24 protein-coding genes and 1 other RNA gene are annotated in these 24,796 nt (G+C 55.9%); 6 read left to right on the top strand and 19 right to left on the bottom strand.

All coding sequences use genetic code 11. The annotated features are described in order from the left end of the window. Positions 1–10: 10 nt before the first annotated feature. Positions 11–931 (bottom strand): formyltransferase family protein, encoded by a 921-nt coding sequence (locus G5574_RS10835; RefSeq protein WP_054633049.1) that lies wholly within the window; start codon positions 929–931, stop codon positions 11–13. 255 nt (positions 932–1,186) lie between these two features. Between G5574_RS10835 and G5574_RS10840 the strand changes: the two genes are divergently transcribed. Beyond that, positions 1,187–2,161 (top strand): glutathione S-transferase family protein, encoded by a 975-nt coding sequence (locus G5574_RS10840; RefSeq protein ID WP_164482606.1) that lies wholly within the window; start codon positions 1,187–1,189, stop codon positions 2,159–2,161. 58 nt (positions 2,162–2,219) lie between these two features. Here the strand turns inward: G5574_RS10840 and tdcC are convergent, their stop codons facing one another. The 5 genes from tdcC to rsmI form a co-directional block, all read right to left on the bottom strand. Next, positions 2,220–3,548: a threonine/serine transporter TdcC gene (gene tdcC / locus G5574_RS10845; protein ID WP_039341878.1), complete on the bottom strand. Its 1,329-nt coding sequence runs from the start codon at positions 3,546–3,548 to the stop codon at positions 2,220–2,222. 10 nt (positions 3,549–3,558) lie between these two features. Next, positions 3,559–3,705 carry a hypothetical protein gene (locus G5574_RS10850; protein WP_155550063.1) on the bottom strand — a complete coding sequence of 49 codons (147 nt, stop codon included), beginning with the start codon at positions 3,703–3,705 and terminating at the stop codon, positions 3,559–3,561. Between the two features lie 431 nt (positions 3,706–4,136). Then, positions 4,137–5,747, bottom strand: coding sequence for an OpgD/OpgG family glucan biosynthesis protein (locus tag G5574_RS10855; RefSeq protein WP_033739994.1), 1,611 nt, complete (start codon positions 5,745–5,747; stop codon positions 4,137–4,139). A gap of 463 nt (positions 5,748–6,210) precedes the next feature. After that, positions 6,211–6,586: RNase P RNA component class A (gene rnpB, locus G5574_RS10860), an RNA gene on the bottom strand. Positions 6,587–6,640: 54 nt separating this feature from the next. Next, positions 6,641–7,501 carry a 16S rRNA (cytidine(1402)-2'-O)-methyltransferase gene (rsmI, locus tag G5574_RS10865; protein WP_006118319.1) on the bottom strand — a complete coding sequence of 287 codons (861 nt, stop codon included), beginning with the start codon at positions 7,499–7,501 and terminating at the stop codon, positions 6,641–6,643. A 62-nt stretch (positions 7,502–7,563) separates the two neighbouring features. Between rsmI and G5574_RS10870 the strand changes: the two genes are divergently transcribed. Genes G5574_RS10870 through dolP form a run of 4 tightly spaced genes read left to right on the top strand, consistent with a single transcriptional unit; the run spans position 7,564 to position 11,145 of the window. Next, on the top strand, positions 7,564–9,603 hold the full coding sequence (locus G5574_RS10870) for a penicillin-binding protein activator (protein ID WP_039341869.1): 2,040 nt from the start codon (positions 7,564–7,566) through the stop codon (positions 9,601–9,603). Continuing rightward, a complete protein-coding gene (locus G5574_RS10875; protein WP_006118321.1) occupies positions 9,561–9,956 on the top strand; it encodes a YraN family protein in 396 nt (131 codons plus the stop codon). The genes G5574_RS10870 and G5574_RS10875 overlap by 43 nt, the downstream gene beginning before the upstream one ends. Positions 9,957–9,970: 14 nt before the next feature. After that, positions 9,971–10,558, top strand: coding sequence for a DnaA initiator-associating protein DiaA (gene diaA, locus G5574_RS10880; RefSeq protein ID WP_006118322.1), 588 nt, complete (start codon positions 9,971–9,973; stop codon positions 10,556–10,558). 14 nt (positions 10,559–10,572) lie between these two features. Then, entirely contained in the window at positions 10,573–11,145 is a 573-nt protein-coding gene (gene dolP, locus G5574_RS10885) for a division/outer membrane stress-associated lipid-binding lipoprotein (RefSeq protein ID WP_006118323.1), read from the top strand. Positions 11,146–11,348: 203 nt separating this feature from the next. Here the strand turns inward: dolP and G5574_RS10890 are convergent, their stop codons facing one another. Continuing rightward, positions 11,349–12,053 (bottom strand): pirin family protein, encoded by a 705-nt coding sequence (locus G5574_RS10890; RefSeq protein ID WP_164482607.1) that lies wholly within the window; start codon positions 12,051–12,053, stop codon positions 11,349–11,351. Positions 12,054–12,182: 129 nt separating this feature from the next. Between G5574_RS10890 and G5574_RS10895 the strand changes: the two genes are divergently transcribed. Beyond that, positions 12,183–13,082, top strand: a complete 900-nt coding sequence (locus G5574_RS10895; RefSeq protein WP_164482608.1) for a LysR family transcriptional regulator — start codon at positions 12,183–12,185, stop codon at positions 13,080–13,082. A gap of 38 nt (positions 13,083–13,120) precedes the next feature. Here G5574_RS10895 and G5574_RS10900 read toward each other — a convergent pair whose 3' ends face one another. From G5574_RS10900 to G5574_RS10955, 12 genes are all read right to left on the bottom strand, one after another. Beyond that, positions 13,121–15,034 (bottom strand): BglG family transcription antiterminator, encoded by a 1,914-nt coding sequence (locus G5574_RS10900; RefSeq protein WP_058702673.1) that lies wholly within the window; start codon positions 15,032–15,034, stop codon positions 13,121–13,123. A gap of 118 nt (positions 15,035–15,152) precedes the next feature. Next, a complete protein-coding gene (gene dagF / locus G5574_RS10905) occupies positions 15,153–15,893 on the bottom strand; it encodes a 2-dehydro-3-deoxy-phosphogluconate aldolase (RefSeq protein ID WP_033740000.1) in 741 nt (246 codons plus the stop codon). After that, positions 15,893–17,008 (bottom strand): DgaE family pyridoxal phosphate-dependent ammonia lyase, encoded by a 1,116-nt coding sequence (locus G5574_RS10910; protein WP_033740001.1) that lies wholly within the window; start codon positions 17,006–17,008, stop codon positions 15,893–15,895. The genes dagF and G5574_RS10910 overlap by 1 nt, the downstream gene beginning before the upstream one ends. Beyond that, positions 16,992–18,125 carry an amidohydrolase/deacetylase family metallohydrolase gene (locus G5574_RS10915; protein ID WP_058708637.1) on the bottom strand — a complete coding sequence of 378 codons (1,134 nt, stop codon included), beginning with the start codon at positions 18,123–18,125 and terminating at the stop codon, positions 16,992–16,994. Before G5574_RS10915 ends, G5574_RS10910 begins: the two co-directional genes overlap by 17 nt. Before the next feature lie 53 nt (positions 18,126–18,178). Then, positions 18,179–18,823 carry a DUF4310 family protein gene (locus G5574_RS10920; protein ID WP_164482609.1) on the bottom strand — a complete coding sequence of 215 codons (645 nt, stop codon included), beginning with the start codon at positions 18,821–18,823 and terminating at the stop codon, positions 18,179–18,181. Positions 18,824–18,836: 13 nt separating this feature from the next. Next, positions 18,837–19,613, bottom strand: coding sequence for a DUF4311 domain-containing protein (locus G5574_RS10925; RefSeq protein ID WP_006118328.1), 777 nt, complete (start codon positions 19,611–19,613; stop codon positions 18,837–18,839). Between the two features lie 33 nt (positions 19,614–19,646). Then, on the bottom strand, positions 19,647–19,943 hold the full coding sequence (locus G5574_RS10930) for a DUF4312 family protein (protein WP_033740005.1): 297 nt from the start codon (positions 19,941–19,943) through the stop codon (positions 19,647–19,649). A 3-nt stretch (positions 19,944–19,946) separates the two neighbouring features. Further along, positions 19,947–20,303, bottom strand: a complete 357-nt coding sequence (locus tag G5574_RS10935; RefSeq protein WP_006118330.1) for an SFCGS family glycine-rich protein — start codon at positions 20,301–20,303, stop codon at positions 19,947–19,949. Positions 20,304–20,331: 28 nt separating this feature from the next. Next, complete coding sequence (locus G5574_RS10940) at positions 20,332–20,676, bottom strand: glycine dehydrogenase (protein ID WP_044241509.1); 345 nt, start codon at positions 20,674–20,676, stop codon at positions 20,332–20,334. Between the two features lie 297 nt (positions 20,677–20,973). Continuing rightward, positions 20,974–22,413: an MFS transporter gene (locus G5574_RS10945; protein ID WP_164482610.1), complete on the bottom strand. Its 1,440-nt coding sequence runs from the start codon at positions 22,411–22,413 to the stop codon at positions 20,974–20,976. A gap of 25 nt (positions 22,414–22,438) precedes the next feature. After that, positions 22,439–23,833, bottom strand: coding sequence for an MFS transporter (locus tag G5574_RS10950; protein ID WP_033740007.1), 1,395 nt, complete (start codon positions 23,831–23,833; stop codon positions 22,439–22,441). Between the two features lie 43 nt (positions 23,834–23,876). Then, positions 23,877–24,788 carry a sulfite exporter TauE/SafE family protein gene (locus G5574_RS10955; protein WP_164482611.1) on the bottom strand — a complete coding sequence of 304 codons (912 nt, stop codon included), beginning with the start codon at positions 24,786–24,788 and terminating at the stop codon, positions 23,877–23,879. Between the last annotated feature and the right edge of the window lie 8 nt (positions 24,789–24,796).

Raw genomic sequence — 24,796 nt, forward strand, 5'->3', positions numbered from 1 at the left:
ACGAGCCCCATCAGGCATTCACGGGCTGGCCCACCACCAGCCCAAGCTGACTGGCCAGAACCCGGCCTGAAACAGATTCACCGTCCGGGCCCTGCCCTTGCAGGATTTCGAGTTGCCCTTGTCCACAGCGAATGATCAGGGGCGATAGTGATACAACCTCACCCGCACGCCCGCTGTTATCGCCGTTCATCACCCGGGTTTGCCAGACGGTAAACCTTTGCGTGCGGGTAAAGCTGAACGCCCCCGGCCAGGGAAAGTCCAGCGCCCGAACCAGATTGTGGATATTGACGGCACTGTCCTGCCAGTGGATCTCGCCGTCCTCGGGTTTGCGGCTGCCCCAGCAGCTGGCGGCCCGTTCATCCTGCGGTGTTTCTGTCAGCTCGCCCGCCACCAGCGCCTTAAGCCAGCCCGGCAACATCTTGCCCGTCGTTGCCACTAAGCGCGTATGCAAGGCCAGAGCATTATCTTCCGGCAGAATATCCACCGCCTGCTGCGCCAGTATGGGACCGGCATCTGGCCGTTTAATCATGCGGTGCAGCGTAACGCCTGTACGGGTTTCGCCCTTGATAATGACCCAGTTGAGATGGGCGCGGCCACGGTAGGCTGGCAGCAGCGCGGCATGAACGTTATAGGCGCCTTTTGTTACCGAAGACAGGATGGCCTCGCTCAGGACCTGACGGTAGGAGAAGCAGAACAGGTAGTCCGCGTCGAAACTGGCAATACGGGCCTGCCACTCGGCGGTATTCACCTCCTCGGTGATGAATACCGGAATAGCGTGACGACGCGCCAGCTCAGCAACGGAACCATAAAATGGTGTGGCGTTGCCGGGATCGGCATGGGTAAACAACGCACTGATACTGAATCCGGCATCCAGCAGCGCCTGTAATCCGGTACAGGCCATTTCATGGTATCCAAAGACGACGGCTTTCATTGCACTTTCCTTTTTCTCCGCCTCTCCGCACGGACAGGCTGGTGGAATGAGATGCCTGGGGCAGGCAGAATGTCCGACATCATAAAGGAATCGTTACCGGTTTACGTCATCAACCCTTCTCTCAGTGAGAGGCCGTTGAGACGATGGCACAAAATGTCTGACGCCATGCGCGCACAACGCTGTCGCAGTCGCGCATCACCACCTATGGTTAATCAGACGAGAACATTTCATTGCACGACAGAGAGTGGAGACAAGATGGGCCAGTTAATTGATGGTGTCTGGCATGACACCTGGTATGACACAAAATCAACCGGCGGGCGTTTTAAGCGCTCGGAATCCGCATGGCGCAGTTGGGTCACGCCGGATGGCAGCGCCGGCCCGAGTGGCAACGCCGGGTTTGCGGCAGAGCGCGATCGCTATCATCTTTATGTATCGCTTGCCTGTCCCTGGGCACACCGTACCTTGCTGATGCGTCAGTTAAAAGGGCTGGAGAACATGATCGATGTGTCAGTCGTGCATCCGCTGATGCTGGAAAATGGCTGGACCTTCGATGACAGCTTCCCGGCGGCAACCGGTGACAAGCTGCATCAAAATGAATTTCTTTATCAGCTCTATCTGCACGCGGATAAGGACTACACCGGTCGGGTGACCGTGCCCGTGTTATGGGATAAGCAGCAGAATACCATCGTCAGTAATGAATCTGCCGATATCATTCGCATGTTTAACAGCGCCTTCGACGGCGTGGGCGCACGTGCGGGCGACTATTATCCGCCGGCACTGCGCGACAAGATTGATGACCTCAACGGCTGGATTTACGACACGGTCAATAATGGCGTGTATAAGGCGGGGTTTGCCACGTCACAGGCGGCTTATGATGAAGCGGTTACGGCACTCTTTCAGTCGCTGTCCCGTCTGGAACAGATCCTGGGCCAGCACCGTTATCTGACCGGCGACACGTTGACCGAAGCGGATTTACGTTTATGGACTACGCTGGTGCGCTTCGATCCGGTCTACGTCACCCACTTTAAATGTGACCGTCACCGTATCAGTGACTACCTGAATCTGAGCGGTTTCCTGCGGGATATTTACCAGATGCCTGGCATTGCTGAGACCGTGAATCTGGCCCATATTCGCCATCACTACTACTGCAGCCATAAAACCATCAACCCGCACGGCGTAATCTCTGTCGGCCCGGCGTTCGACTGGGATGAACCTCACGGTCGCGGTTAACAGGATGACGCAGACCTGACATGGGGGACATGTCAGGTCAAAACGGCTGCGCGGCCCGTCAGAAAAACTTATACGCAATATTCAAAATCGTCAGCACGCCAATCGCGCTCACGAAAACGTTGTCAGCACGGCCTTTATATTTCGCCAGCGCCGGAACCCTGCGGATAGCAAACATCGGTAACAGGCACAGCAGCGAGGCGATAATGGGCGCACCCATCGCCTCGATCAGGTCAAGAATATTGGGATTGAGATACGCCACCAGCCAGGTGGACCCCATAATAAAGACCATACTTACGGTGTTCAGCTTACGATGGGACACGGCGTCTTTATCACCGTGGTAGCGGAACTTGATGATTAACCCATTCAGCCCTTCCAGCGTGCCCAGATAGTGGCCAAAGAAGGATTTAAAAATCGCGACCAGGGCGATGACCGACGCGCTGTATTCCAGCACCGTGGAAAAGGTAGACTTTTCACCCGCCATACTGGAGAAGTGATTCGCCAGATAAGACAGCACAGGAATATTTTGTGCCCTGGCATCCGCCATGTCCTGCGGCGACAAGGTAAACAGACAGCTAAAGGCAAAGAACATGACCACTGCCACCATCAGGATGCTGGCGCGGGAGATAATCTGACTGCACTTGTTTTCTGTGTAGGTCCGGCCCATTTCCGGCTCGTACTCCTCCCGTTTCGACACCACGAAAGAAGACACAATGGGCGAGAAGTTAAACGAGAACACCATGATAGAAATGCCAAGCCATACCGTGACGAGAATGCCATCATGCCCGGTAAAGGCCAGATCGTTCAGGTGAACCTGATCGATAACGGCGCGATTCCAGTACGGGATGAGCGACAGTGAAATCAGCACCAGACTGGCAATAAACGGAAACACCAGCCAGCTCATCACTTTGACCATCAGATCTTTACCAAACCCAATCACAAACGCCATCAGCAGCAGCAGACACAGCGCGACGACGCCACGATTAAGGGCGGGCAACAGTAGCTGATATTGCCAGAACGCCATAAACGTGTTGGTGATGGTGACGCCATAAATCCATAACAGCGGGCAAATGGCAAAAAAGTAGAGGAAGGTGATGACCACGCCGCCGGTTTTACCGAAGTGTTCTTCTACGGTGTCGGTAATATTGCCCGATACGTTACTGCCGGACAGGCACAGGCGAGCCAGTGCCCTGTGGCAGAAAAAGGCAATCGGATACGCCAGCACTAACATAATCAGAATGGGGATCAGGCCGCCATAGCCCGCTCTGATAGGAAAGAAAAGGACCCCGGCTCCAATGGCGGTACCAAAAAGCCCCAGTGTCCATGTGGTATCGGACTGACGCCAGATCGACGCTTTTTCCCGGTTGAGAATATTTTCAGAATTACTCATAACTTATCCTTTATGCGTCAGCGAGACCCGAAACCCGGGACAAATCAATATTGCCGCCAGAGAGCGTGTAAACGGTTTTCCGCCCCTGAATGTCATGGTCCACGTTGCCGCTGAGCGACGCAGCGCAGGCTAACGCACTGACGCTTTCCGTAACCATCTGGTTTCGCTGAGTCTTTTCAATCAAACACTTACGAATGTCGCCTTCACTTAGTCACCCCTTCTGATCGACCTGTTCGTTCATAACCGCGAAGGTGAGTTCACCCGAACAGGCGACATCGCGGCCATCCGCAAGGGTACCCGAGTACAACAATGGGGCGTCATGGTACCAGCAAAAATGGAGGCTGCCATACCGTCAGGATCAACAGATTGCGCACCGTTGACGGTAAACGCTGGATTCCTTGATCTCAGGGCAGCCACCCTACCGGCCCTCCGTCCATGGCGAAACCGACACCGAAAAGTTCGTCAGGCATCGCCAGACCGATGGCGCCCTGCCCGGCAATACTGGGCATTTTCTTGCCAGCAGGGATAAAAACAGGGGATGAGTGCGCGAAAAAAACGCCCACTGGGTGAGTGGGCGTGATGAGGACATTACTTCTTGTCGCAGGCGACCGGCCAGGGCTTCGCGGGGGAGTTAAACGGATGGTACTGATAACACCAGGTTTCAGATACCACGTTTTCCTGCGCTTTCAGATAAAGCTTCAGCTCCACCGGGTCACCGTCCCCCGCCACCAAATCAAACTGCGCCAGCCAGTTGCCGGAGTCATCAGGCAGCTTAGAGACCAGCACGTTCTCAAACGTCCCGCGCGACGCGGACAGCACGGCTTCCGGCGCAACGCCTGACGGCAGGTGATTCAGGTTGCCACCGTGGAATTCAACGGTGAATTTACGACTGTCATGCGGACGGTCAGATCCCGGCACGCCGCCGCGTCCCAGTCGGGTTGCACCACAGCGCGCCAACGTTGAGGGATAAGGTTCATCGGACAGCCAGTGCAGCCGGTAATGGAAATGATGTTCATCACCCGCTTTGGCTGGCGCATCCGGCACCCACATGGCGACGATATTGTCGTAGATTTCGTCATCGGTCGGTATTTCCACCAGTTGTACCGATCCTTTGCCCCATTTCCCTAGCGGTTCGACCCACAGGTCCGGGCGACGCTCGTAGTGCGCAGCATCCAGGTAGCTGTCGAAATTCCTGTCTTTCTGCAGTAATCCAAAGCCTCGCGGATTCTCGTCGTGGAAGCTTGAGGTGACCACACGCAACGGATTGTTCAGCGGTCGCCAGAGATGTTCACCGCTGCCGGTCCACATTGCCAGACCATCGGAGTCATGCACTTCGGGACGCCAGTCTGTCGCAGCCCCCTTGACCGTTTTTGAGAACCAGTACATGGACGTCAGAGGCGCGATGCCGAAACGCTGAATATCCTTACGCAGGAAAAGCGTGCATTCCACGTCCTGCACCACGCCTTTGCCACGATGCAGGATAAACTTGTAGGCACCCGTTATGCTCGGCCCGTTGAGCAGGGCATAGACCGTGAGGTTTTTGCTGTCATCTTTCGGCGCTTCGAACCAGAAATCCGTGAAATCAGGAAACTCTTCATCCACACCGGGCTGGACGGTATTCAGAGCAATACCGCGAGCGGACAAACCAAACTGCCCTAATTCACCAATAGCGCGGAAATAGGACGCCCCCATGAAGGAAATCCAGTCATTTTGGGGATTGGTTTTTAACGCGTCCTGGCTTGCCAGCACTCTGAAACCTGAAAATACGTTTCCTTCCAGCGCCGGCAACCTGACGCTTTTATCCGTCGTGGTGAAGTAATCAATATTTTGAATGATTTCGCGCGCGGCGTTATTTTCCACTACGTGCATTTTCACCGGCATGCGGTGCAGGCCGTTAACCATGAAAAAGGTGACAGGAAACCGCCCGGCATTTTTGAACAGGGCATATTCCGGTTTGTACACGGTCTTCATGTAGGCGTCATAGGTGATGTTGGACAACAATGACGGATCGAATTCGGTGGGTTTTTCGTAAGGTTTGGCTGCCAGCGCTTTAGCCCGGGCAATCAATGTCTGAAAATTAAATGTTTCGCTGTTACCCAGTTTGAGCACACCTGCTGCCATCGCGCCGGGAGAAATGCCTAAAGCAGATAAGGCAGCAAACGCCCCGGAATACGTTAATAAATCCCTTCTTGTAACCATGATCCACCTGTTTTTTTAATCTTCATTCAATGAATGCGTGCCCAATGGGGCAAAACATAAAATCAGTGACGTCTGGCGAGCTGCCTTCAACTATAGACGAGAGAAATCGTTGCCTCCCAAACAGATGGCAAGCCATCATGTAACACATCGGATGAGCGTATAGGGCATTGGCGAGAAATTGCATGGGATTTGCCTGAGAAACACGCCCTCTGGCAACCGGCCGCTTATCTTCCCCGATCAAAGGGTATAATGGCCTTCTTTCGCCCGGACGCCCGCACAGAACCGCCCTGCCGCATTTTTTTACCACGGCATCGTGAAACCATCCTGTATGACTCGCGCCTGGTAACAGTGGCTCCCGTGGCAACGTCGTGCGCGTCTTTCCCCTGTGCCTGATGGAGACAGCAAAGCCTGCATAGCTGCGCCATAAAGCAAAAACCCCGCTTGCGCGGGGTTTGCATGAATAAGTCGAAACTGACCGATAAGCCGGGTTCTGTCGTGGACAGTCATTCATCTAGGCCAGTAATCGCTTACTGGCTCAAGCAGCCTACCCGGGTTCAGTACGGGCCGTACCATGTGAACCCCTATTTGGCCTTGCTCCGGGTGGAGTTTACCGTGCCACGGACTGTTACCAGCCGCGCGGTGCGCTCTTACCGCACCCTTTCACCCTTACCTGATCCCATTGCTGGGCCATCGGCGGTTTGCTCTCTGTTGCACTGGTCGTGGGTTTCCCCCCCAGGCGTTACCTGGCACCCTGCCCTATGGAGCCCGGACTTTCCTCCCCTTTGCCCGTCTCCCTCAGAGAGGGACGACGACAAAGCGGCGACTGTCTGGTCAGCTTCGGCGCGCATTATAGAGCGTTTAGCCGGCGCTGTCACGCAGGCAAAACAGGATGCTTACGCCTGCTGATCCAGCGCATATTTATAGAGGGCGTTCTTTTTCACCCCATGGATCTCCGCTGTCAGGGCGGCCGCTTTCTTTAGAGGCAATTCCTGCTGTAACAGGGCCAGTGTGCGCAAGGCCTCCGCTGGCAAAGCCTCTTCATCAGGCTGGTGGCCTTCCACAATCAGCACCATCTCACCTTTGCGGCGATTTTCATCCTCTTTGACCCAGGCCAGCAGTTCCGCCACGGGCGCACCATTGAGATTTTCCCAGGTTTTAGTCAGCTCGCGCGCCAGCACGACATAACGATCGGCACCCAGCTCGGTCACCATGTCCTGCAGGCTGTCTAACAGACGGTGAGTCGACTCATAAAAAATTAAGGTGCGTGGCTCGTCGGCAAGGGCCCGCAGCGCATCACAGCGTGCCTTGGTTTTGGCTGGCAGAAACCCTTCGTAACAGAAACGATCAGACGGCAATCCCGCTGCGCTTAATGCTGTAATCGCTGCACAGGCACCCGGTAAAGGAACGATGCGAATACCGGCCTCCCGGCAGCGGCGAACCAGGTGGTAACCGGGATCGTTGATCAACGGCGTGCCAGCATCAGAAACCAGAGCTATGCTTTCTCCCTGTTGCAGCCTGGCGAGCAGGATGTCTGCTTTCTGCTGTTCGTTGTGGTCATGAAGTGCGAAGAGTCGCGCATTGATGGCGAAATGTTGTAGCAACAGTCCGGTATGACGTGTATCTTCCGCTGCGACCAGATCGACGCTGGAAAGTACCGCTAGCGCCCGCTGGGTAATGTCAGCCAAATTACCTATTGGGGTTGGCACGATGTAAAGCGTGCTGGCGGAAATGTCTGCCCGATCGAGTTGTTTCATTGTTTCATCCGAATTGCCGATTTAATATTGAGCATCTTGAAAAAAACATCACTGGATACAGTATGCTTCCTTCAAAAATCGTTCGTCATAAAGCAGGACGCTTTGTGCCTGTCCTTCTTGCTGGTCTGATTTTAGCCGCGTGTAGTGGCCAGGGTCCCAAAAGCCAGTCCGTAGACATTCAGGGGCCAGCCACCAATAATTCTGCTTACTATCTGCAACAGGTGCAGCAAAGCAGCGATGATAGCAAGACCGACTGGCAATTACTCGCAATCCGCGCCTTGTTAAAAGAGGGAAAATATCCTCAGGCCGACCAGGCGATTGGCGAACTGCCTAATCAACTGTCCTCAACACAGCAACAGGAATTACGCTTGCTGAAAGCCCAGTCGCTGATTGGACAGCAAAAAGTGGCTGACGCGCAGCAACTGTTGAGCCAGGTGAAAACCAGTGAATTGTCTCAGGATCAACTGGCGCGCTACTACGATTTGCAGATCGCCAGCGCACAGGGGAAAACCTCTCTGGCCCTGCTCCGTGCCTACATTGCCCAGGAACCGTTGCTGAAGGGTGACGCACGTCAGAAGAACATTGATGCAACCTGGCAGGCACTGACGCAACTGTCACAGCAAGACATGAACGCGCTGGTCATCAATGCCGATGAAAACATTCTGCAGGGCTGGCTGGATCTGCTGACCGCCTGGCACGCCAATGCGCAGGATGCCAACATGCTTAAGTCGGCCATTAAAGACTGGCAGACGCGCTATCCTGACAATCCCGCGTCCAAAACCTTGCCGACGCAGCTGAGCCAGGTGCAGAACTTCACCAAAGCGTCCACCAGCACCATCGCGCTGCTGCTGCCACTCAACGGTCAGGCTCAGATGTTTGCCAGCGCCATCCAGAAAGGCTTCAACGACGCGAAGAACGGTGTTATCCCGGCGGCACCTCAGGCAACGCCGGGCAGCGCACAGGATCCCATCGCGATGAATCAGCAGCAGCCTGCTGATGCCAACGCGGTTGTCAGCCCCTCAGCCGCGCCTACGGCAACAACGCAGACGGGCACGGCGCAGCAACCTGCCACGACCGCCCAGCAGCCTCAACAGCAGCAACAGCCATCGGCGCAACCGGCCAGTAATGCGCAGGTTAAAGTCTATGACACCAGCAGCCAGCCCATCGCCCAGGTGATGCAGCAGGCGCAACAGGATGGCGCGACACTGGTCGTCGGCCCGCTGTTGAAAAACAACGTCGAAACCGTCGCCAACAGCCAGACACCGTTGAACGTTCTGGCCCTGAATGAGCCGGAACACATCCAGAACCATCCCAATATGTGCTACTTTGCGCTGTCGCCAGAAGATGAAGCGCGCGATGCGGCTCACCATATCTGGGATCAGGGTAAGCGCCAGCCGCTGCTGTTGCTCCCGCGTAATGGCCTGGGCGATCGCGTCGCAACGGCCTTTGCGAAAGAGTGGCAGTCACTGGGCGGTGGCACCGTGCTCCAGCAGCGTTTCGGTTCGGTTTCAGAGCTTAAGCAGGGCATCAACAGCGGTGCAGGAATCAGCATGAGCGGGACGCCGGTGGTTATCCCTTCTGCGTCCCAACCGCAGAACGTGTCCGTTGCAGGGCTGACTATACCGGCCCCTCAAACCAGCGCACCGGCAGCCAGCGAATCGGGTGCGGTAGATGCGGCCTATATCGTGTCGACGCAGGATGAACTGCAGCTGATTAAACCGATGATCAGCATGCGCACCGGCAGCCGCAGTAATGTCGCGCTCTACGCCAGTTCCCGTAGTGCTCAGGCTGGCGCAGGCCCGGATTTCCGTCTGGAAATGGAAGGCCTGCAGTACAGCGATATCCCTCTGCTGTCCGGCGCCAATCCAGGCCTGATGCAGCAGGCCGCCCGGTCGTTTAACAACGATTATTCACTGGTGCGCCTGTATGCCATGGGGATGGATGCCTGGACGCTGGCTAACCACTTCAATCAGATGCGTCAGGTGCCTGGCTTCTCTCTTGATGGCAATACCGGCAAGCTCAGCGCGACGCCTGATTGCGTGATCAACAGGAAGTTGACATGGAACCAGTATCGTCAGGGCAATATCGTACCGGCCAGCTAAACCGCCGCCGTACAGGTGCCGAATATGAACAACGCGCCCGCCGCTATCTTGAGCGGGCGGGGTTAACATGGGTCGCCAGCAATGTGTACTATCGCGCAGGTGAACTTGACCTGATAATGCGAGACAACCAATGCTGGGTGTTTGTCGAAGTGCGTTACCGCCGTAACGCACGATTCGGCGGCAGTCTGGCCAGCATTACCCGACAGAAACAACACAAGCTGCTGCGTGCTGCCTCTCTCTGGCTGGCGCAACGCGGCGGCAGTTTTGAAACAGTGAATTGCCGTTTCGACATCATCGCCATTACAGGCCCGGCGCTCGAATGGTTGCCCAATGCCTTTAATGCAGACGTTTAGAACCAGGTGGTCGTGTGCAGGAAAGAATTAAAGCGTGTTTTACTGAAAGTATCCAAACTCAAATCGCTGCGGCTGAGGCATTACCTGATGCCATCTCACGTGCAGCAATGACCATGGTGCAGTCCCTTCTCAACGGTAACAAGATACTGAGTTGCGGTAACGGCGCATCATCCGCCAACGCACAGCATTTTGCCGCCAGCATGATCAATCGTTTTGAAACCGAACGCCCCAGCCTGCCTGCGCTGGCTTTAAGTGCGGATAACGTCATGCTGACTGCGATCAGTAATGACCGCCTGCATGATGAGATTTATGCCAAGCAGGTGCGCGCCCTCGGGCAAAACGGTGATGTGCTGCTCGCCATCTCGACCCGCGGCAATACGCGTGACATCGTCAAGGCTGTCGAGGCCGCCGTCACGCGCGATATGACGATCGTTGCGCTTACCGGTTATGATGGGGGAGAATTAGCCGGATTGCTGGGACCGCAGGATGTGGAAATTCGTATTCCTTCACATCGCAGTGCTCGCATTCAGGAGATGCATATGTTAACACTCAACTGTTTGTGCGATCTGATTGATAACACCTTGTTTCCCCACCAGGAATGACGGAAGGAGCACCCATGAAAGCATTGAACGCTGTAGCCATTGTTTTAACCGCCATGCTGCTGCAAGGCTGCGTCGCGGTGGTGGCCGGTAGTGCCGCTGTCGCGACCAAAACCGCCACCGATCCCCGCTCTGTGGGCACGCAGGTTGATGATGGCACGCTGGAGTTACGCGTCAGCAATGCGCTGGCTAAAGATCAGCAAATCAAAACCGATGCCCGCGTCATTGCCACCGCCTACCAGGGCAAGGTTCTGTTGACCGGCCAGGCACCGAATCAGGAAGTCGCTAACCGCGCGAAACAGATCGCCATGGGCGTTGACGGTGCCACCGAAGTTTATAACGAGATTCGGATTGGGCCGAAAGTCAGCCTGGGTACGTCCTCCGCTGACACCTGGATCACCACGAAGATCCGCTCGCAGCTGCTGGGCAGCGATCAGGTGAAATCATCAAGCGTGAAGGTGACCACTGAAAACGGTGAGGTGTTCCTGTTGGGTCTGGTCACGCCGGAAGAAGCGAAAGCCGCTGCGGATATTGCCAGCCGGGTAAGCGGGGTGAAACACGTCACCACGGCCTTTACCATGGTGAAATAACGCGGAGGTCGGGGTGGTCTTGCCTGCCTGAATAGCGCGAATAAAAAAGCCGTCCCCTTTCAGGGACGGCTTTTCTCGTTTCTGGCGTCTGATCCCATGACCAGGCTGACGCAAACCACTTCGCCCTTCGCTGTCGGCTATCCGTCTCTGCGCGGATATCCACTGTTGTGATACCGCCACAACGCCACGCCAGCAGAAGCGCGTCAGACAGGGATATCGATTACCAGCGCCCGCGTCGGTGTGAGGGCAGCCAGCCACAGTTGCTGCTCTTCCTGCAAAAACGCGCCATCACCACAGCCGAGCGTTTCCTGATGTGATGCCCCTGCAGAGGCTTCAAGCGAACCATGGATCGACTGCAGATAGGCGCGCGCGCCATGCAGCGGCACCAGATGCTGCTCGCCAGCCGCCAGCTCAAGCTGGTGGATCCAGACCTGCTGACGCAGTTGCAAGCTGTTGTCGCGGCCATCCGGCGAAGCCACCAGTTGCGAGCACGTTCCTGCGGTCAGGCTGATTTTCTGCATACGCGGGTTTTCCCGTTCCGGGCAGGCCGCCAGCCAGAGCTGCATGCGGGTCAGTGAGCGCTCTTTACTGGGATTCAGTTCACTGTAGCTCACGCCCGGCTGGGCAGAGAGCAGCAGTGCCTCACCTTCACCGACGGTAATGTGATTGCCTTCGCTGTCGCGGTACTCCGCTTCACCCTGCAGGACAATATTCAACACGTCCACCTGAGGATAGGTGCGCGGCTGAAACGCCGCGCCGGGTGCCAGCACTTCCTGGTTCAAAACACGTAAAGCGGCATAACCCATTAATTTGGGATCGAAATAGTGGCCAAAAGAGAAACTATAGCGTGCCTGTAGCCAGCCATAATCAGCCTGACCACAATCGGATGCACTGCGTGTGGTTATCATTGTTTACCTCCTGCATCCGTCGGCAAGAATCGACGACGGGTATGATTCCCTTATGGTAAAAGTCTGGACGCCGGATTGTTAGCCAGTTAATCTGCCGGGCATATTCAAATTTCCTGACAGAGAACCAGGATGGCAAAAGACCGTGCGTTAACCCTTGAAGCTTTACGTGTGATGGATGCTATCGATCGCCGGGGCAGTTTTGCCGCCGCCGCCGATGAGTTAGGGCGCGTGCCCTCGGCACTCAGTTACACCATGCAGAAACTGGAAGAGGAGCTGGATGTGGTGCTGTTTGACCGCTCTGGCCATCGCACAAAGTTTACGAATGTCGGACGCATGCTGCTTGAGCGCGGTCGGGTGTTGCTGGAAGCCGCTGACAAACTCACGACCGATGCCGAAGCGCTGGCGCGCGGTTGGGAAACGCAGTTGACCATCGTGACCGAAGCCCTTGTCCCTACCGATGCGCTGTTCCCGCTGGTTACAAAGCTGGCTGACAAGGCTAACACCCAGATATCCATTATGACAGAAGTGCTGGCAGGTGCCTGGGAAAGGCTGGAACAGGGACGGGCAGATATCGTTATCGCACCGGATATGCACTTTCGCGCCTCAACTGAGATCAATACCCGCAAACTCTACAGCATCGTCAGCGTTTATGTCGCCAGCCCTGACCATCCTATTCATAACGAACCCGAGCCGCTTTCAGAGATTACCCGGGTAAAATATCGGGGGATTGCCGTGGCCGATACCGCACGCGAAAGGCCGGTGTTGACCGTACAGCTGCTGGATAAACAGCAACGTCTGACCGTCAGTACAATGGACGATAAGCGGCGTGCGCTTCTGGCCGGTTTAGGCGTGGCGACCATGCCCTATAACATGGTAGAGCAGGATATCGCGGAGGGGCGGTTACGGGTCGTCAGCCCGGAATATTCTCGCGAGGTGGACATCATCATGGCCTGGCGTCGTGACAGTATGGGCGAAGCGAAAGCCTGGTGCCTGCGCGAAATCCCCCGCCTGTTAGCAAAGAAACACTGATAACGGGCTGGACGCTATCCAGCCCACCTTGCCCCTACTTACAGCCGACTCAGGCAGTCCAGCGCCACGGTTTTAAAACTGCTGAAGTCAGTGCTGTCGCGCAGGCGCGTCATCGCCCGCTCACGCATAAACGTGACGAAAAGGTCATAAATTGCCATGGCTTCTTCATACTCGCTTTTACTGATTGCCAGCAGAAAAATCACGTAAGCCGTATCGTCGCCCCACGGAATACCCTGTGGAGCCAGCACGGTGTAGACGACCGTTTCCCGGGCCATGAGCCCCAGCGAGTGCGGTAGCGCAATGCCCTCGCCCAGCATGGTACTGACAATGGCTTCGCGTTCCTCCACGGATGCAAAGAAAGCCTCATCCACCACCCCTTCATCCTCAAGCTGATCGCACAATAACCGGAACAGATCCGACTGGCTCATGGGCGCATCAACAATCCGAAAATGCCGGGCATCAAAAAATTTCTCCAACATATAGGGGCGGGTACGATCCACCAGCACCAGCTTACCAATCTGCTCCAGCTGGAATTCGGTCGGGAACGGCGCCACCACCACCACCGGTTTTTCTTTTTCGCTGACCCGCGCGGTAGAGATGACAAAGTCTTCTTCAATACGTTGACGCGCTTCGTATTCGCGCTGAGACAGGCACTGGGTTACCTGCAACTGGGGATAGTTTCGCAGCAGCATCGCTTCAATCATGCGCAGCGTGGAATTCCCGCTGTCGCACACCAGTAGCACCTGAGGGCGACGTTGATAGCCCACGTTGTAATGGCGCTCCAGCCCGACGCCAATATGCAGCACCAGGAAGCCAATTTCATTCTCACTGATGACGTAAGGCGAATATTTGCCCCAACTGGAAACCGCCGCCAGCGTTACGTCATAGGCCATCGGATAGTGCTGCTTGATATTACTTAACAGGGGATTGGGAATATGGATCTGATAACGCACCCGCGTGATCATGGTTTTAATATGGGTGAGCAGATCGGCACGCAACTGAGGATCGTTCTGCAGATCGTAATAGTAGTGTGTGTTAATAAAGCTGAGCAGATAGTCGACCAGCGCATCCGCGTCATCCGCATTGATCGTGCTGGGTGCGCTGTCCTGAATGCGCCGGGCAGCGATATTAACCTGTAGCCAGCTCTCCTCCGCCGGCGAAACGGGCTTGCCGATAAGCGGCAGCAGCGAATGAATCAGGGTTTGTGCCGCGTCGCGTATCGCATCGTCCATCTGTTCCGTGTCCGCGGGATCGTTAACCGGATAACCTTCGCTGATGCGCCGGACCGCCACCGCACAGTAAAACTGTAAATAGCGTTCACCTTCGTCACTGAGACGGATATGGTGCTGGGCAAAACAGCGTTGCAGGCACGGTTCCAGACTTTCCAGCAGGCCACCTTCCAGGGATTCCGGCGTGATCAGCGGGCTGTCTGGCTGCGACTGATCGATCTCGATCAACAGATCGGTTAAGCAGGTGCGGATCGCCACCTCGCTGCCAAACAGTTTCATGCCGTGGTGCGGTTTGCTTTCAATGCTGAGTTGGTAGCGTCCGAGCCATTCACGTACGTCGGCCATGTCATTCTGCAAGGTCGCGCGGCTGACAAACCATTCTTCTGCCAGCGCTTCCAGTTTCAGCGAATAGGCGGCGGTCAGGAAGCGCACCAGCAGATAACGGATCCGCTCCTGAGAGGTACGCGGCACCCGGAGAGGGGCACGCGTTTGCTGCTGGAGAATAGTAAAACGCTGCGCGTCGGCAATTTTAAGCTGATAACCGGCCCCGCGATTCAACACAAACTGCGCGCCGTGCTTTTCCAGTAAGGCATTCAGGGCGGTGATATCCGTGCGTACGGTACGCGTTGACACGGCAAAGCGCCGGGCCAGCTCGTCCTGAGGCAAGGTTTCGTTTTTCAAAGCGTCAAACAGTTGCGCAAGGCGCTGATTAGGAAATCTCACGTCGGTTTACCTGACTGAATGGAGAAAAGAGCAACACTAACAGAGTGCAGGAAACGCGGCTGTACGTCCAGGAAAGGGCACGCCGGCCACAGTTTTCTGCGCCAGCGCACAACCTACGTCAGGCCAGCAAGGACTTGCTCATTGCCAGAAGCTGTTTGACGTCATCCACGCGGGTTTCACCGCTGGCCTGATCAATGATCGAACTGTAAATATGCGGGATCACCTTGCTGACGCCCGCATCCAGCGCAATTTTTACGATCTCGCTAAAATTTGCCAGATCGATCCCGCCTGTCGGCTCCAGCCAAAAATCCTGCTGTGCACAGGCCTCCGCCACGGCGCGGTATTCTTCCACCCTGTCCAGACCGCCCATGGGGAAATATTTTACCGAGCTGCCGCCCATATCGATCAGCATGGCGATGGCGGTGTCAATGGGCACGATGCCGTCGTTGCGCTGTGAGCTGAGCGGACCGGTCGAAATTTTTACTTTTCCTGGCGTCCCCGTCGGCGAGATCAAGCCGTTCACCACCGTTTGCGACTGGCCAAGCAGCGCCCGGCTGGTGCCAACGCCGGTAAAGACCTGGTTAACATGCTGAGGCTGTAGCTCAGCGGCCAGCTCGCTGACCATGCGTGACTGCCGGGGATCGCCCGCGCCCAGGCCAATCGAGAGCGCATTATTGATCAGCGCAGCATAGTCGCGCATATCCGCGATTGCGGCGTCATGACTGGCGTAATTCTTCGATAGCACACCGACCAGAACGTGCCCTTCTGCCGCCTGCCAGATAGCGCGCGCATTTTCTTTTGAGCCGGCCAGCACGTTGAGGCACAGCCGGTCTTGATAAAAATCAGGGGTAAGCGTCATTAGTGTTCTCCGGTTATCAGCGCCTGAATACGGGTAAAAATGATATGCAGCTGCTCAGCGCTGACGCTACGCACGTCGGCTTCGATAATGCCTTCATTCGCTTTGTAGCCACGGAAGTAAATGGCGATATCACCGTTTTTCAATGCCTGAACCAGATCGCCGGTTTGACGCGCAATTTTGGCTTCATCAAAGTGTATTTCGGCGCGTGCAATATCGCGTCCGGCCGCATCCCAGACGACGCGCGCAGTTACGCCGTCCAGCCCATTGAGGTTGTTAATAAAGGGCGTCATTTTTTCTACCATCTGTGCGCCAGTCACTTTCGGCTGGGTCAGATAGGACTCAATGGCCTGCGTCAGCCCCAGAATCCCCTCTTTGCCCACTTTCATGGTGCGGCCAATGCCGTTGCTCTGGCGCTTTACCCATTCAACAAGCTGGTGCTTACCGATAACCAGGCCGCTGGTTGGGCCTTCAATCGCTTTGGCGCCGCTGTAGATCACCAGATCGGCACCGGCCTGGTAGTAACACTGCAAGTCCTCTTCGGCGGCGGCATCCACAATCAGTGGCACACCATGCTTACGCGCGACTTCTGCGGCCTGTGCAACGCTCAGGTGGCTCTTTTGTACGCAGTGATGTGACTTCACGTAGAGAATGGCGGCCGTCTGATCGGTCACCGCGGCGGAAAGCTGCTGAGCCGAGCATTCATTACTGTAACCCGCTTCAACCGTCCGGCCCCCACCCAGCGCGATCATGCTGCCCACCGGCGCACCGTAGTTCACGTTATGCCCTTTTGGCACCACGATGTCGCGCGGCACGGTCAGCGGTGCACTGTGTAAATTATCCAGCAACCAGTCATCATCTTTCACAATGACGGCGGCCACGCTCTGGGCTATCCCTGCCGAGGCGCAGGAGACCACCAGCGCATTTTCCACTTTCAGCAGGTTAGCAATATACGCGCCGGTTTTATCGACCAGATCCTTTACTTCAAAGTAGTGCGCCAGACCGTACTTAACCGTATCGATCACCTCATCCGATGGCGTTGAAACGCCCAGTATGGTCATACGACCGGAGGCGTTGATGACCTGCTTCAGGCCATATTTTTCATACAGAGAAGACATGGTATTTTTTTCCTTGTTCAGTAATCCAGCACTCGCCGGCGACAATGGCGGCAAGGGGAATCAGGTGACGATCGCCCTGTTCCGCCAGCCCTTCCGCATCTACAAAGGACACCGGCTCTTGCGCGACGGTGAACAGCGTAAAGTCGGCATCGTAGCCGGGCTCAATACGGCCTTTGTGGCGTAAACGCAGGCCGCTGGCTGCCTGGTGAGTCACACAGGCGATAATCTGTGGCAGGGTCATGCCGACATTGAAAAACTTCGACATCACATGGGCCAGGGTATAAACCGGTCCATTGAGGCGGTTGCGGCAGTAAATATCCGAACTGATGGTGTCAGGCAAAATGCCCTGTGCGATGGCCGCACGCGCGACCTCGAAACTAAAGCTGGCGCTGCCGTGGCCGACATCAAGCCGTACGTCGCGTGCCAGTGCATGTTTGACGGCGGCACGCAGTTCGCCGTCGGGTGTCAGGATGCGATTGGGTTTGCCGTTATAGCAGTGAGTGATGATGTCACCCGAGGTCAGCAGTTCCGCGATCTCATCAAGGTTGGGTGGGTTGTTACCGATATGCACCATCAGCGGCAGATGGCCGTTTTCCTGCTGAATAGCTTTCGCGAGGACCAGCGGCTTAATGCCGTTTTCGCCCACTACGCTGCTGCTCATACGGGCTTTAAGCCCCACAATAAAATCGGGGTGACGTTTTACCGCGTCGGCAATGGCCTGGCGATCAATCTGCGTCATGTCCGCCAGTTCATTTTGGGTAATGATGCCAGTGCGCGCGATATTCAGCAGCGCGTAAACCTGCGTGCTCACCGCTCGGGTGCGCTGCCAGAAATCGTCAATGTCATTCGCGCCAGTACTGCCTGCATCCACCACGCAGGTGACGCCGCTTTCCACGCCAACCCGATCGGGATGATCGTGGTAGACGGGGGATTTTTCATAGCAGTGCACATGCGAATCAATCCAGCCCGCACTGAGATAACAGCCTTCTGCCAGCGTTTTCTCGACGGTTGCGTGGCCGCTGATTTCACCTGTGGCGGCAATCTTGCCGTCACGTATCGCAATATCGATCAGGGTTTCATCGGGCAAACGCGCACGCCGCAGAATCAGATCGTACACAGGAACCTCCTTAACTGCCCCGATCGGCCTGAACCGATCGGGGGATAACAGGGTCAGATCGCCACAGGAAAGATCGCGCCCAGGATCATGGCACCCAGGATCGCACCGCCCGTGATCGGTTTATTCCACAGATAGAACACCAGCGCGCCCAGCAAGGATCCGAGGCCGATAGGAATTGAGGCACCCATCGCGGCCAGAATGATCAAGGGTCCCAGGAAACGGCCTGATGCATTGCCCGCCCCCATCATGACGTCCGCACCGTACGTGCTGTTGCTCTGATTGATGGTGAACTTACGTGCCAGGATAATGACGTAACCGATTGCCACACCGAGAATCAGGCCGGTGACCAGCGAAGCCGCAAAGTTGGCGACGGGGAAAACAAAACCCGCCCCGAGCAGCAACGCCGGCACGCCCAGACCGACACCGGTCTGGATCGCACCACCGATGTCCAGAATCCCGACCAGCGATCCTTCAATGATGCGGGCGAACAGGAAGCTGGCTCCGAAGGCAGCCACCGCCCCATAGACGCCGGTATCGATTCCGGCCCGGAGCATGGACACGAAAGCGACTTCGTTAAACGCTCCAATGCCGTACAGGTAGTACATATGTGTCCCGGCAAACACGCCGGAGGAGAGCAAACCGACAAAAATCGGGAATGCCCAGTCGGCATACCAGAAACCTTTGTTTGATTCTTCCATTGCAGACGCTCCGTTATTTGCCGCTCAGGCTGTTATGAATACTGTCGAGCCAGCCAGGAATGCCGAGCTGGAAGGATTGCAGCATCTTCATATCGAAACCGCGGAAGAAGGCGCTGAGGACAAACAGGGCAACGATGGCGGTCATCATGACTTTGGTCACTTTGTGCCAGCCGCTCTCTTCAACCCCTTTGCCAATCAAAATTCCCAGCACCAGGCCCGGTACCGCATTGCCCATAATCAGCTGCGCCAGACCGCCAAAAATGGTGGCCCAGAAGCCCGATTTCTTACCGGCATCGATTGCGGCCAGCCAGAAGATCACGGGCATGACCGTGTTCACCAGCAGATTCGCCGCAGGGACCAGCACTTTGACCGCCGTAACCTGCAGGGCCGCCGGAACGGCAGAGGCCGTCGAATTCAAAAACGCGACCACCACCATGCCGATGATGCCGCAGGCGATAGCCATCTTTTTTGGATCGTGCAGCGTTTGCGCGACGTTGCGGTTTTTGACCATGATGGCCGCCGCGCCCCAGTTGGGGATGATGCGGTGATCCACATCCTGGGTGAATGCACCCGCCGCAACGGAGGAAGCCCAGGCATTGAAAAAGAAACCCAACCCAAAAGAGAAGTGAGAAGCGGGATCGCCTTCACAGGAGTTGAGTTCACCCAGTGTGCGAAACGCGCCCATACCTTGTGTCGTCGGCGCGTGGAACATGCGGGCAGCGCCAGCACCCACACCGACGCCCACAAGGCCGCCGATGATTAACGACTTGAGCAAAATGATGAGAAACATCCTCTTTCCTTATTTATGTTGTTTGAGGCTGACTTACACGCGGGTGAACGCAACTTTATCGCCGTCCAGACAGGTCACGTTGATGGTGACCTCCAGATCGACACTGAAGTGCCTGCGCTCGCGTGCCAGGAAAAAGAAAAGAAATTTTTCGGTTCTGACGCGCTCCTGCGCGCGCACCACCTTTACGTCCTGGGGTTCGATGCGCAGCAAAATCTTGTTGGCGTTGCGCAGGACTTCGTGCTGCACCCGGCTGAGCGCATCAGAGAACGCTTTCGCTTTGGTATCGCCTTTGCCGCTTACGGCTACCGAGGTTGTAAAGGTCTCTTTCATTCCTTATCCACCGTGTTTTTTGTGCCAGGCCTGAACCAGACGTTCACCCAGCTCTTCTTTATCCATAAACCCGAAGCCCAGCACGGTGGCGCCTTCGTTGATGGCTGTCACACCTTCATCCACTGAGCGCATGCCGTGTTTGGCTTTGTAGCCATACTTGTTTTGTGCCGTAATCGCCCCCGCACCGCCGCTGCCACAAAAAGAAATGCCAAAATCGGCATTCTCAGCCTTCATCACATCGCCCAACTTCATGTCAGCTGCCACGCCGGGCACGACAACGGCACGCCCGCCCGCTTTCTCAACGCCGGCCGCCACTTTCTGTCCTTTACCTAATCGATCGCCTATTACTACGGTTACCATATGTCTGTACCTCTCATGGTGGTGAAAATCAGTCGTTCTTAGCCACTTCAAAGTGGACGGAGAGCAGCCAGGCTTCTTCCGGCGGTAAATTGCCAAACAGATCCACGACCTGCTGCGCCAGTGCCATTGACGCTGGCGAGATCTCATCGAACAGATCCGCCTCCACCTCCGGCAGCCCTTCACCGGTTACCGATCGCAATGCCATTGCGCGGACATGCGAAGCCAGCATTTGCAGCTGTACCGCATTCGGCTTAATGGACCGCTCGGCAAACAGCGCGCCGATCTGGGTCATTACGCGATCCGCCAGGGCCTGAATCGTTTGCTGCTCGTCTTGTGACGCGTTCATCGCTACCGCTCCATTACACGTGCTCATCGTCTGCATCCCGTTACGCATTCAGCGTGATCACAAACTAAACAGAGTCCGCGCGGCTGTGGAGAACGACTTTTTCCGTTTCGAAGTGGAAATCCTGCACCTGAGCGTGATCGGTGCCGCAAAGTGGGGAGTGAACAGGGGGAGAATGGAGATTCAGGCTATATAAAACAACAGGTTAGGCTGTCTTACCTGTGCGCAGTGATGCGCCTGTGAACACATAATGCGCGATGGCCGGTACTGTACCGCTGTCACAAAACTGGCAAACAGTTACCTGCCATCACGTCTTAACAGAGAAACTTATGGCTTTTCCGCCCCCGTCACCTGAACGCAGGCCTCGTTGCGCGTTGGGATAGCAGCAGGGGCAAGAGCGTGCCGTTTACGTTGATTAATGGCCGCGACAATGCGCGCGAAACGCGCTTCATTGAGCCTGTAACCCCATCCCATAATCAGTGCCGCCGCGATGGCCAGCGTACAGGGCCAGATAAAGATCAACTGCCGCAGCCCCGCCAGCGTGGCATCCGATTGAAGGGCATTCGGCACATAGCCGATTTGTGTCAGCATCAGGCCCGGCAAAAACCCCGCCATGGCGGCAGAGATCTTACGGAAGAAGGTGTAGCCGGTATAGCAGGCGCCCTCTGCGCGGATACCGGTTTTCCATTCACCGTACTCGACGGTATCCGGCACCAGCGCCCAGTTAAGGCTGTTCACAAACGCTGTGCCGAAGAACGCCATACAGGAGAACAGGACGAACATTAGCGATGTGCTGCCCCAGAGAAAATTGCACAGATCGCCGACAGCCCAGAATACTAAACCACCGAGATACACCTGCTTTTTACCCCAACGTTTCACCGCAGCGGGCACCAGCAGCACACCGGCCAGAATACAGCCCATGCTGAAGAAACCCATCCAGGAGAGCAGACTGACATCGTTCAGCACGTACTGGGTGTAATAAACCTGAATCGCCAGCTTGATGTTGAATGCCGCCAAGGTACACAGGTTCGCCAGGCACAGCGTCCGCAAGGGTGGATTGTGAAAGATGGCGCGAAAGGCGGTTGCAACGCCAGGTTTGTGATGGGCGGGCGTGACCTCGACATAGCGTTCTTTCACGCCGCTGTAGCAAAGCCCCATGCACAGCAATCCGCCAGTGACAAAGACGGCAGCCGCCACCTGATAACCCAGCGCACTTTTGCCCACAAACAGCGACTGGATGGGCATAAAGCCTACGGTACAAACCAGCAATCCTAACGTGGCCCCGCCCTGCCGCCAGGCGGCAAGATGAGCGCGCTCGGTGGGATTTCTGGTGATGGCAGGCACCATTGCCCCGTAGGAACAGTTCATCAGACTGTAAAACAGGCCAAACAGCATAAACAGCGCGGTGGCGACAGCCGTTTTACATGTCAGGCTGAGGTCATTCGCCACAAACTGCGCCGCCGCCACCAGCGCGACCGGCAGCGAAAAATACAGGATAAACGGCCTGAATTTTCCTCTTGCGCCAATTGTCCGCCGTGAATCCAGCACGATGCCCGTAAACATATCGGTAAGGGCCGTAAAGAATTTGGCGACGAGGAAAATCACGCCGCCATACCAGGCCGGCATCCCCAGTTCATCGGTGTAAAACTTAAGTAAGTAAAGCGTCCCGATAGCCAGCATCAGGTTGGAGCCGAAATCACCGATGCCGTAAGCAAACTTCTCACGCAGAGGCAGTTTCAGCGTTAAGGGATCAGAACCTGTGTTCATAACGGATCCTTATCACAGAGCCAAATCAGTGCTGACGCTTACGGGCGTCAATCTCGTCAATGATGCGGACATACATCTTTTCATTGAGGTTGTAGAAACACCCCATGGCCACAATCGTGACCACGGCTAACGCACCGGGATAAATAAACATCAGTTGCTTCAGGCCCTCGACCGTACCGGCGCGCTGGACAACGTTAGGCACGTAGCCAATCTGGGTCAGCATCCAGCCGGGGAAAAAGCCTGCCAGTGCCTGTGAGACCTTACGGAAAAAGGTGAAACCGGTATAAACCGTGCCTTCAGAACGCACGCCCGTCCGCCATTCCCCGTATTCGACCGTATCAGAGACTAAAGCCCAGTTAAGACTGTTCACAAAGGCAGATCCAAAAAAAGCCAGACAGGAAAACACGATGAAACTGACGGAACCGCCCCCATAGCAATAGTTGAGCAGATCGCCCACGACCCAAATCAGCAAACCGCCGATATACACTTTTTTCTTACCAAAGCGCCTGACGGCGCCGGGCATCATAAAGACACCGATAAAAATGCAGCCCATGCTAAAGAAGCCCATCCATGACAGCAGGATGGGATCGTTCAGAACGTACTGGGTGTAATAGACCTGAATCGCCAGCTTGACGTTGAACGCCCCCAGTGTGCACAGGTTGGCAATACAGAGAATAAACAGCGGACGGTTACCCGCGATAGCGCGGAAGGAGGCTAACAGGCCCGGGTTTTGCGTGGGGTGGGCAGACGGCTGTTCGACATAGCGCTCCTTTACACCGGCATAGCACCACCACATAAAGAACAAACCAAATGCCGAGAAAAGTGTGGCTGCAGCGATATAGCGGAACTGCGCGCTGCCTTCTGCCAGGTTCATCACCGGCACAAAACCCACAGTACAAATCAGTAACCCCAGCGTTGCACCGCCCTGCCGCCAGGCGGCCAGGGAGGCGCGCTCATCAGGATTTTTGGTGATGGCGGGCACCATCGCCCCATACGAACAGTTCATCATGCTGAAGAACAGGCCATACAACATAAACAACACCGTGGCGACGACCGCTTTACCGGTGATTTCAAACGGCGTACCGATAAAGTTGGCGACAGCCAAAAGCGTGACCGGAAACGCGGCGTACAAGACAAACGGCCGGAACTTCCCTTTCGGGCCAATCCTGCGCCGCGAATCCAGCATGATGCCCGTGCCCATATCGGTAAACGCCGTGAAGAACTTGGCGACCAGAAAGATAATTCCGCCGTACGTTCCCGGCAGCTCCAGCACATCGGTATAGAACTTCAGTAAGTAAAGCGTCCCGATATCTAACAGGATGTTAGAACCCAGATCGCCCATGCCATAGGCCACTTTTTCCCGGAACGGCAACCGCAGCGTCGCAGGCTCGCCGGCAGAAGATACAGTTTGCTGATTCATGATGGTTCTCCGGTTTACCCGCCCGCCTGGCGGGTAACCTTGCTCAGGATGAAGGGGAAGCGTTTTGCTGCTGTGTTTCCGCTTGCTGCTGTGTTTCCGCGCGTATCGCCGCAACTTTTTTGCCCAATACCCACTGCATAATCGCCAGCAGGCCAAACACCGGCACCAGTACCGACCATGCCGGAATCGCCAACGCCCCCTTGATCAGCATGGCGCCGGATGCGATCAGCAGCAGGAGCACCATCAGCCGGAAAGTGCTGACAGAGATGCGTTGGTGAACATACTGGCCCACCAGCGAGCCCAGGATCATGGTGGGCACGCAGAACAGCACCAGCTTGACGGTTGACAGCGTTAAGATGCCGCTGGTCGTCAGGCCGCCAATAATGGCGATGTTACTGGCGGTAAAAAACGCATTGAGCGTGCCACGAAACGCCGCCGGAGCCAGATTTCTCAACATGCCATAAATCACTACCGGCGGGCCGTTGGTCGCAAAAGCCGACCCCAGAGCGCCGGCGATGATGCCCGTGGGCACCACTAGCCAGTTTTTGTCACAGACAGGCAGACGAGGAACAAACAGGCTATAAAACGCGTACAGGATCAGGAAAGTGCCCAGCCCGGTTGTCATGATGTTGTCCGGGAAACTGGCGAGCGCATAAATCCCCAGGGGAATGCCGGCAAAGGAGAACAGGATAAGCACCAGCGCAGATCGCCAGTGGGTTTCGTTACGTGACAACCAGGTCGCATATAACGCGGTGGCTGTCCCGACAATGACCGACATAGGTGCCGCCATTTTGACCGGCAGCAACAAGGTGATCAGCGGCATCGTCACCAGCGCGCCACCAAAGCCTGCGCAGATACCGATGAAGGTATACAGGAACATGATGGCGATGATGATGCAGACAACCTCAATACTCAGCTCAAGCCCGTCGGGAGTAAAAAGCGTGAAGAAATCCATACCCTTTC

Origin of the sequence: Pantoea stewartii (assembly GCF_011044475.1) — a bacterium.
Taxonomy (GTDB): domain Bacteria; phylum Pseudomonadota; class Gammaproteobacteria; order Enterobacterales; family Enterobacteriaceae; genus Pantoea; species Pantoea stewartii.

Bases quoted from the DNA above. Each gene is read 5' to 3' on its own strand.
- dagF (WP_033740000.1), bottom strand. From the start codon at position 15,893: ATGACGCTTACCCCTGATTTTTATCAAGACCGGCTGTGCCTCAACGTG.
- G5574_RS10920 (WP_164482609.1), bottom strand. From the start codon at position 18,823: ATGGAAGAATCAAACAAAGGTTTCTGGTATGCCGACTGGGCATTCCCG.
- G5574_RS10890 (WP_164482607.1), bottom strand. From the start codon at position 12,053: ATGATAACCACACGCAGTGCATCCGATTGTGGTCAGGCTGATTATGGC.
- tdcC (WP_039341878.1), bottom strand. From the start codon at position 3,548: ATGAGTAATTCTGAAAATATTCTCAACCGGGAAAAAGCGTCGATCTGG.
- G5574_RS10875 (WP_006118321.1), top strand. From the start codon at position 9,561: ATGGAACCAGTATCGTCAGGGCAATATCGTACCGGCCAGCTAAACCGC.
- G5574_RS10910 (WP_033740001.1), bottom strand. From the start codon at position 17,008: ATGTCTTCTCTGTATGAAAAATATGGCCTGAAGCAGGTCATCAACGCC.
- G5574_RS10955 (WP_164482611.1), bottom strand. From the start codon at position 24,788: ATGGATTTCTTCACGCTTTTTACTCCCGACGGGCTTGAGCTGAGTATT.
- G5574_RS10940 (WP_044241509.1), bottom strand. From the start codon at position 20,676: ATGAGCACGTGTAATGGAGCGGTAGCGATGAACGCGTCACAAGACGAG.
- G5574_RS10925 (WP_006118328.1), bottom strand. From the start codon at position 19,613: ATGTTTCTCATCATTTTGCTCAAGTCGTTAATCATCGGCGGCCTTGTG.
- G5574_RS10895 (WP_164482608.1), top strand. From the start codon at position 12,183: ATGGCAAAAGACCGTGCGTTAACCCTTGAAGCTTTACGTGTGATGGAT.
- G5574_RS10870 (WP_039341869.1), top strand. From the start codon at position 7,564: ATGCTTCCTTCAAAAATCGTTCGTCATAAAGCAGGACGCTTTGTGCCT.
- G5574_RS10950 (WP_033740007.1), bottom strand. From the start codon at position 23,833: ATGAATCAGCAAACTGTATCTTCTGCCGGCGAGCCTGCGACGCTGCGG.
- G5574_RS10835 (WP_054633049.1), bottom strand. From the start codon at position 931: ATGAAAGCCGTCGTCTTTGGATACCATGAAATGGCCTGTACCGGATTA.
- G5574_RS10930 (WP_033740005.1), bottom strand. From the start codon at position 19,943: ATGAAAGAGACCTTTACAACCTCGGTAGCCGTAAGCGGCAAAGGCGAT.
- G5574_RS10840 (WP_164482606.1), top strand. From the start codon at position 1,187: ATGGGCCAGTTAATTGATGGTGTCTGGCATGACACCTGGTATGACACA.
- G5574_RS10945 (WP_164482610.1), bottom strand. From the start codon at position 22,413: ATGAACACAGGTTCTGATCCCTTAACGCTGAAACTGCCTCTGCGTGAG.
- G5574_RS10935 (WP_006118330.1), bottom strand. From the start codon at position 20,303: ATGGTAACCGTAGTAATAGGCGATCGATTAGGTAAAGGACAGAAAGTG.
- G5574_RS10855 (WP_033739994.1), bottom strand. From the start codon at position 5,747: ATGGTTACAAGAAGGGATTTATTAACGTATTCCGGGGCGTTTGCTGCC.
- dolP (WP_006118323.1), top strand. From the start codon at position 10,573: ATGAAAGCATTGAACGCTGTAGCCATTGTTTTAACCGCCATGCTGCTG.
- G5574_RS10850 (WP_155550063.1), bottom strand. From the start codon at position 3,705: ATGGTTACGGAAAGCGTCAGTGCGTTAGCCTGCGCTGCGTCGCTCAGC.
- rsmI (WP_006118319.1), bottom strand. From the start codon at position 7,501: ATGAAACAACTCGATCGGGCAGACATTTCCGCCAGCACGCTTTACATC.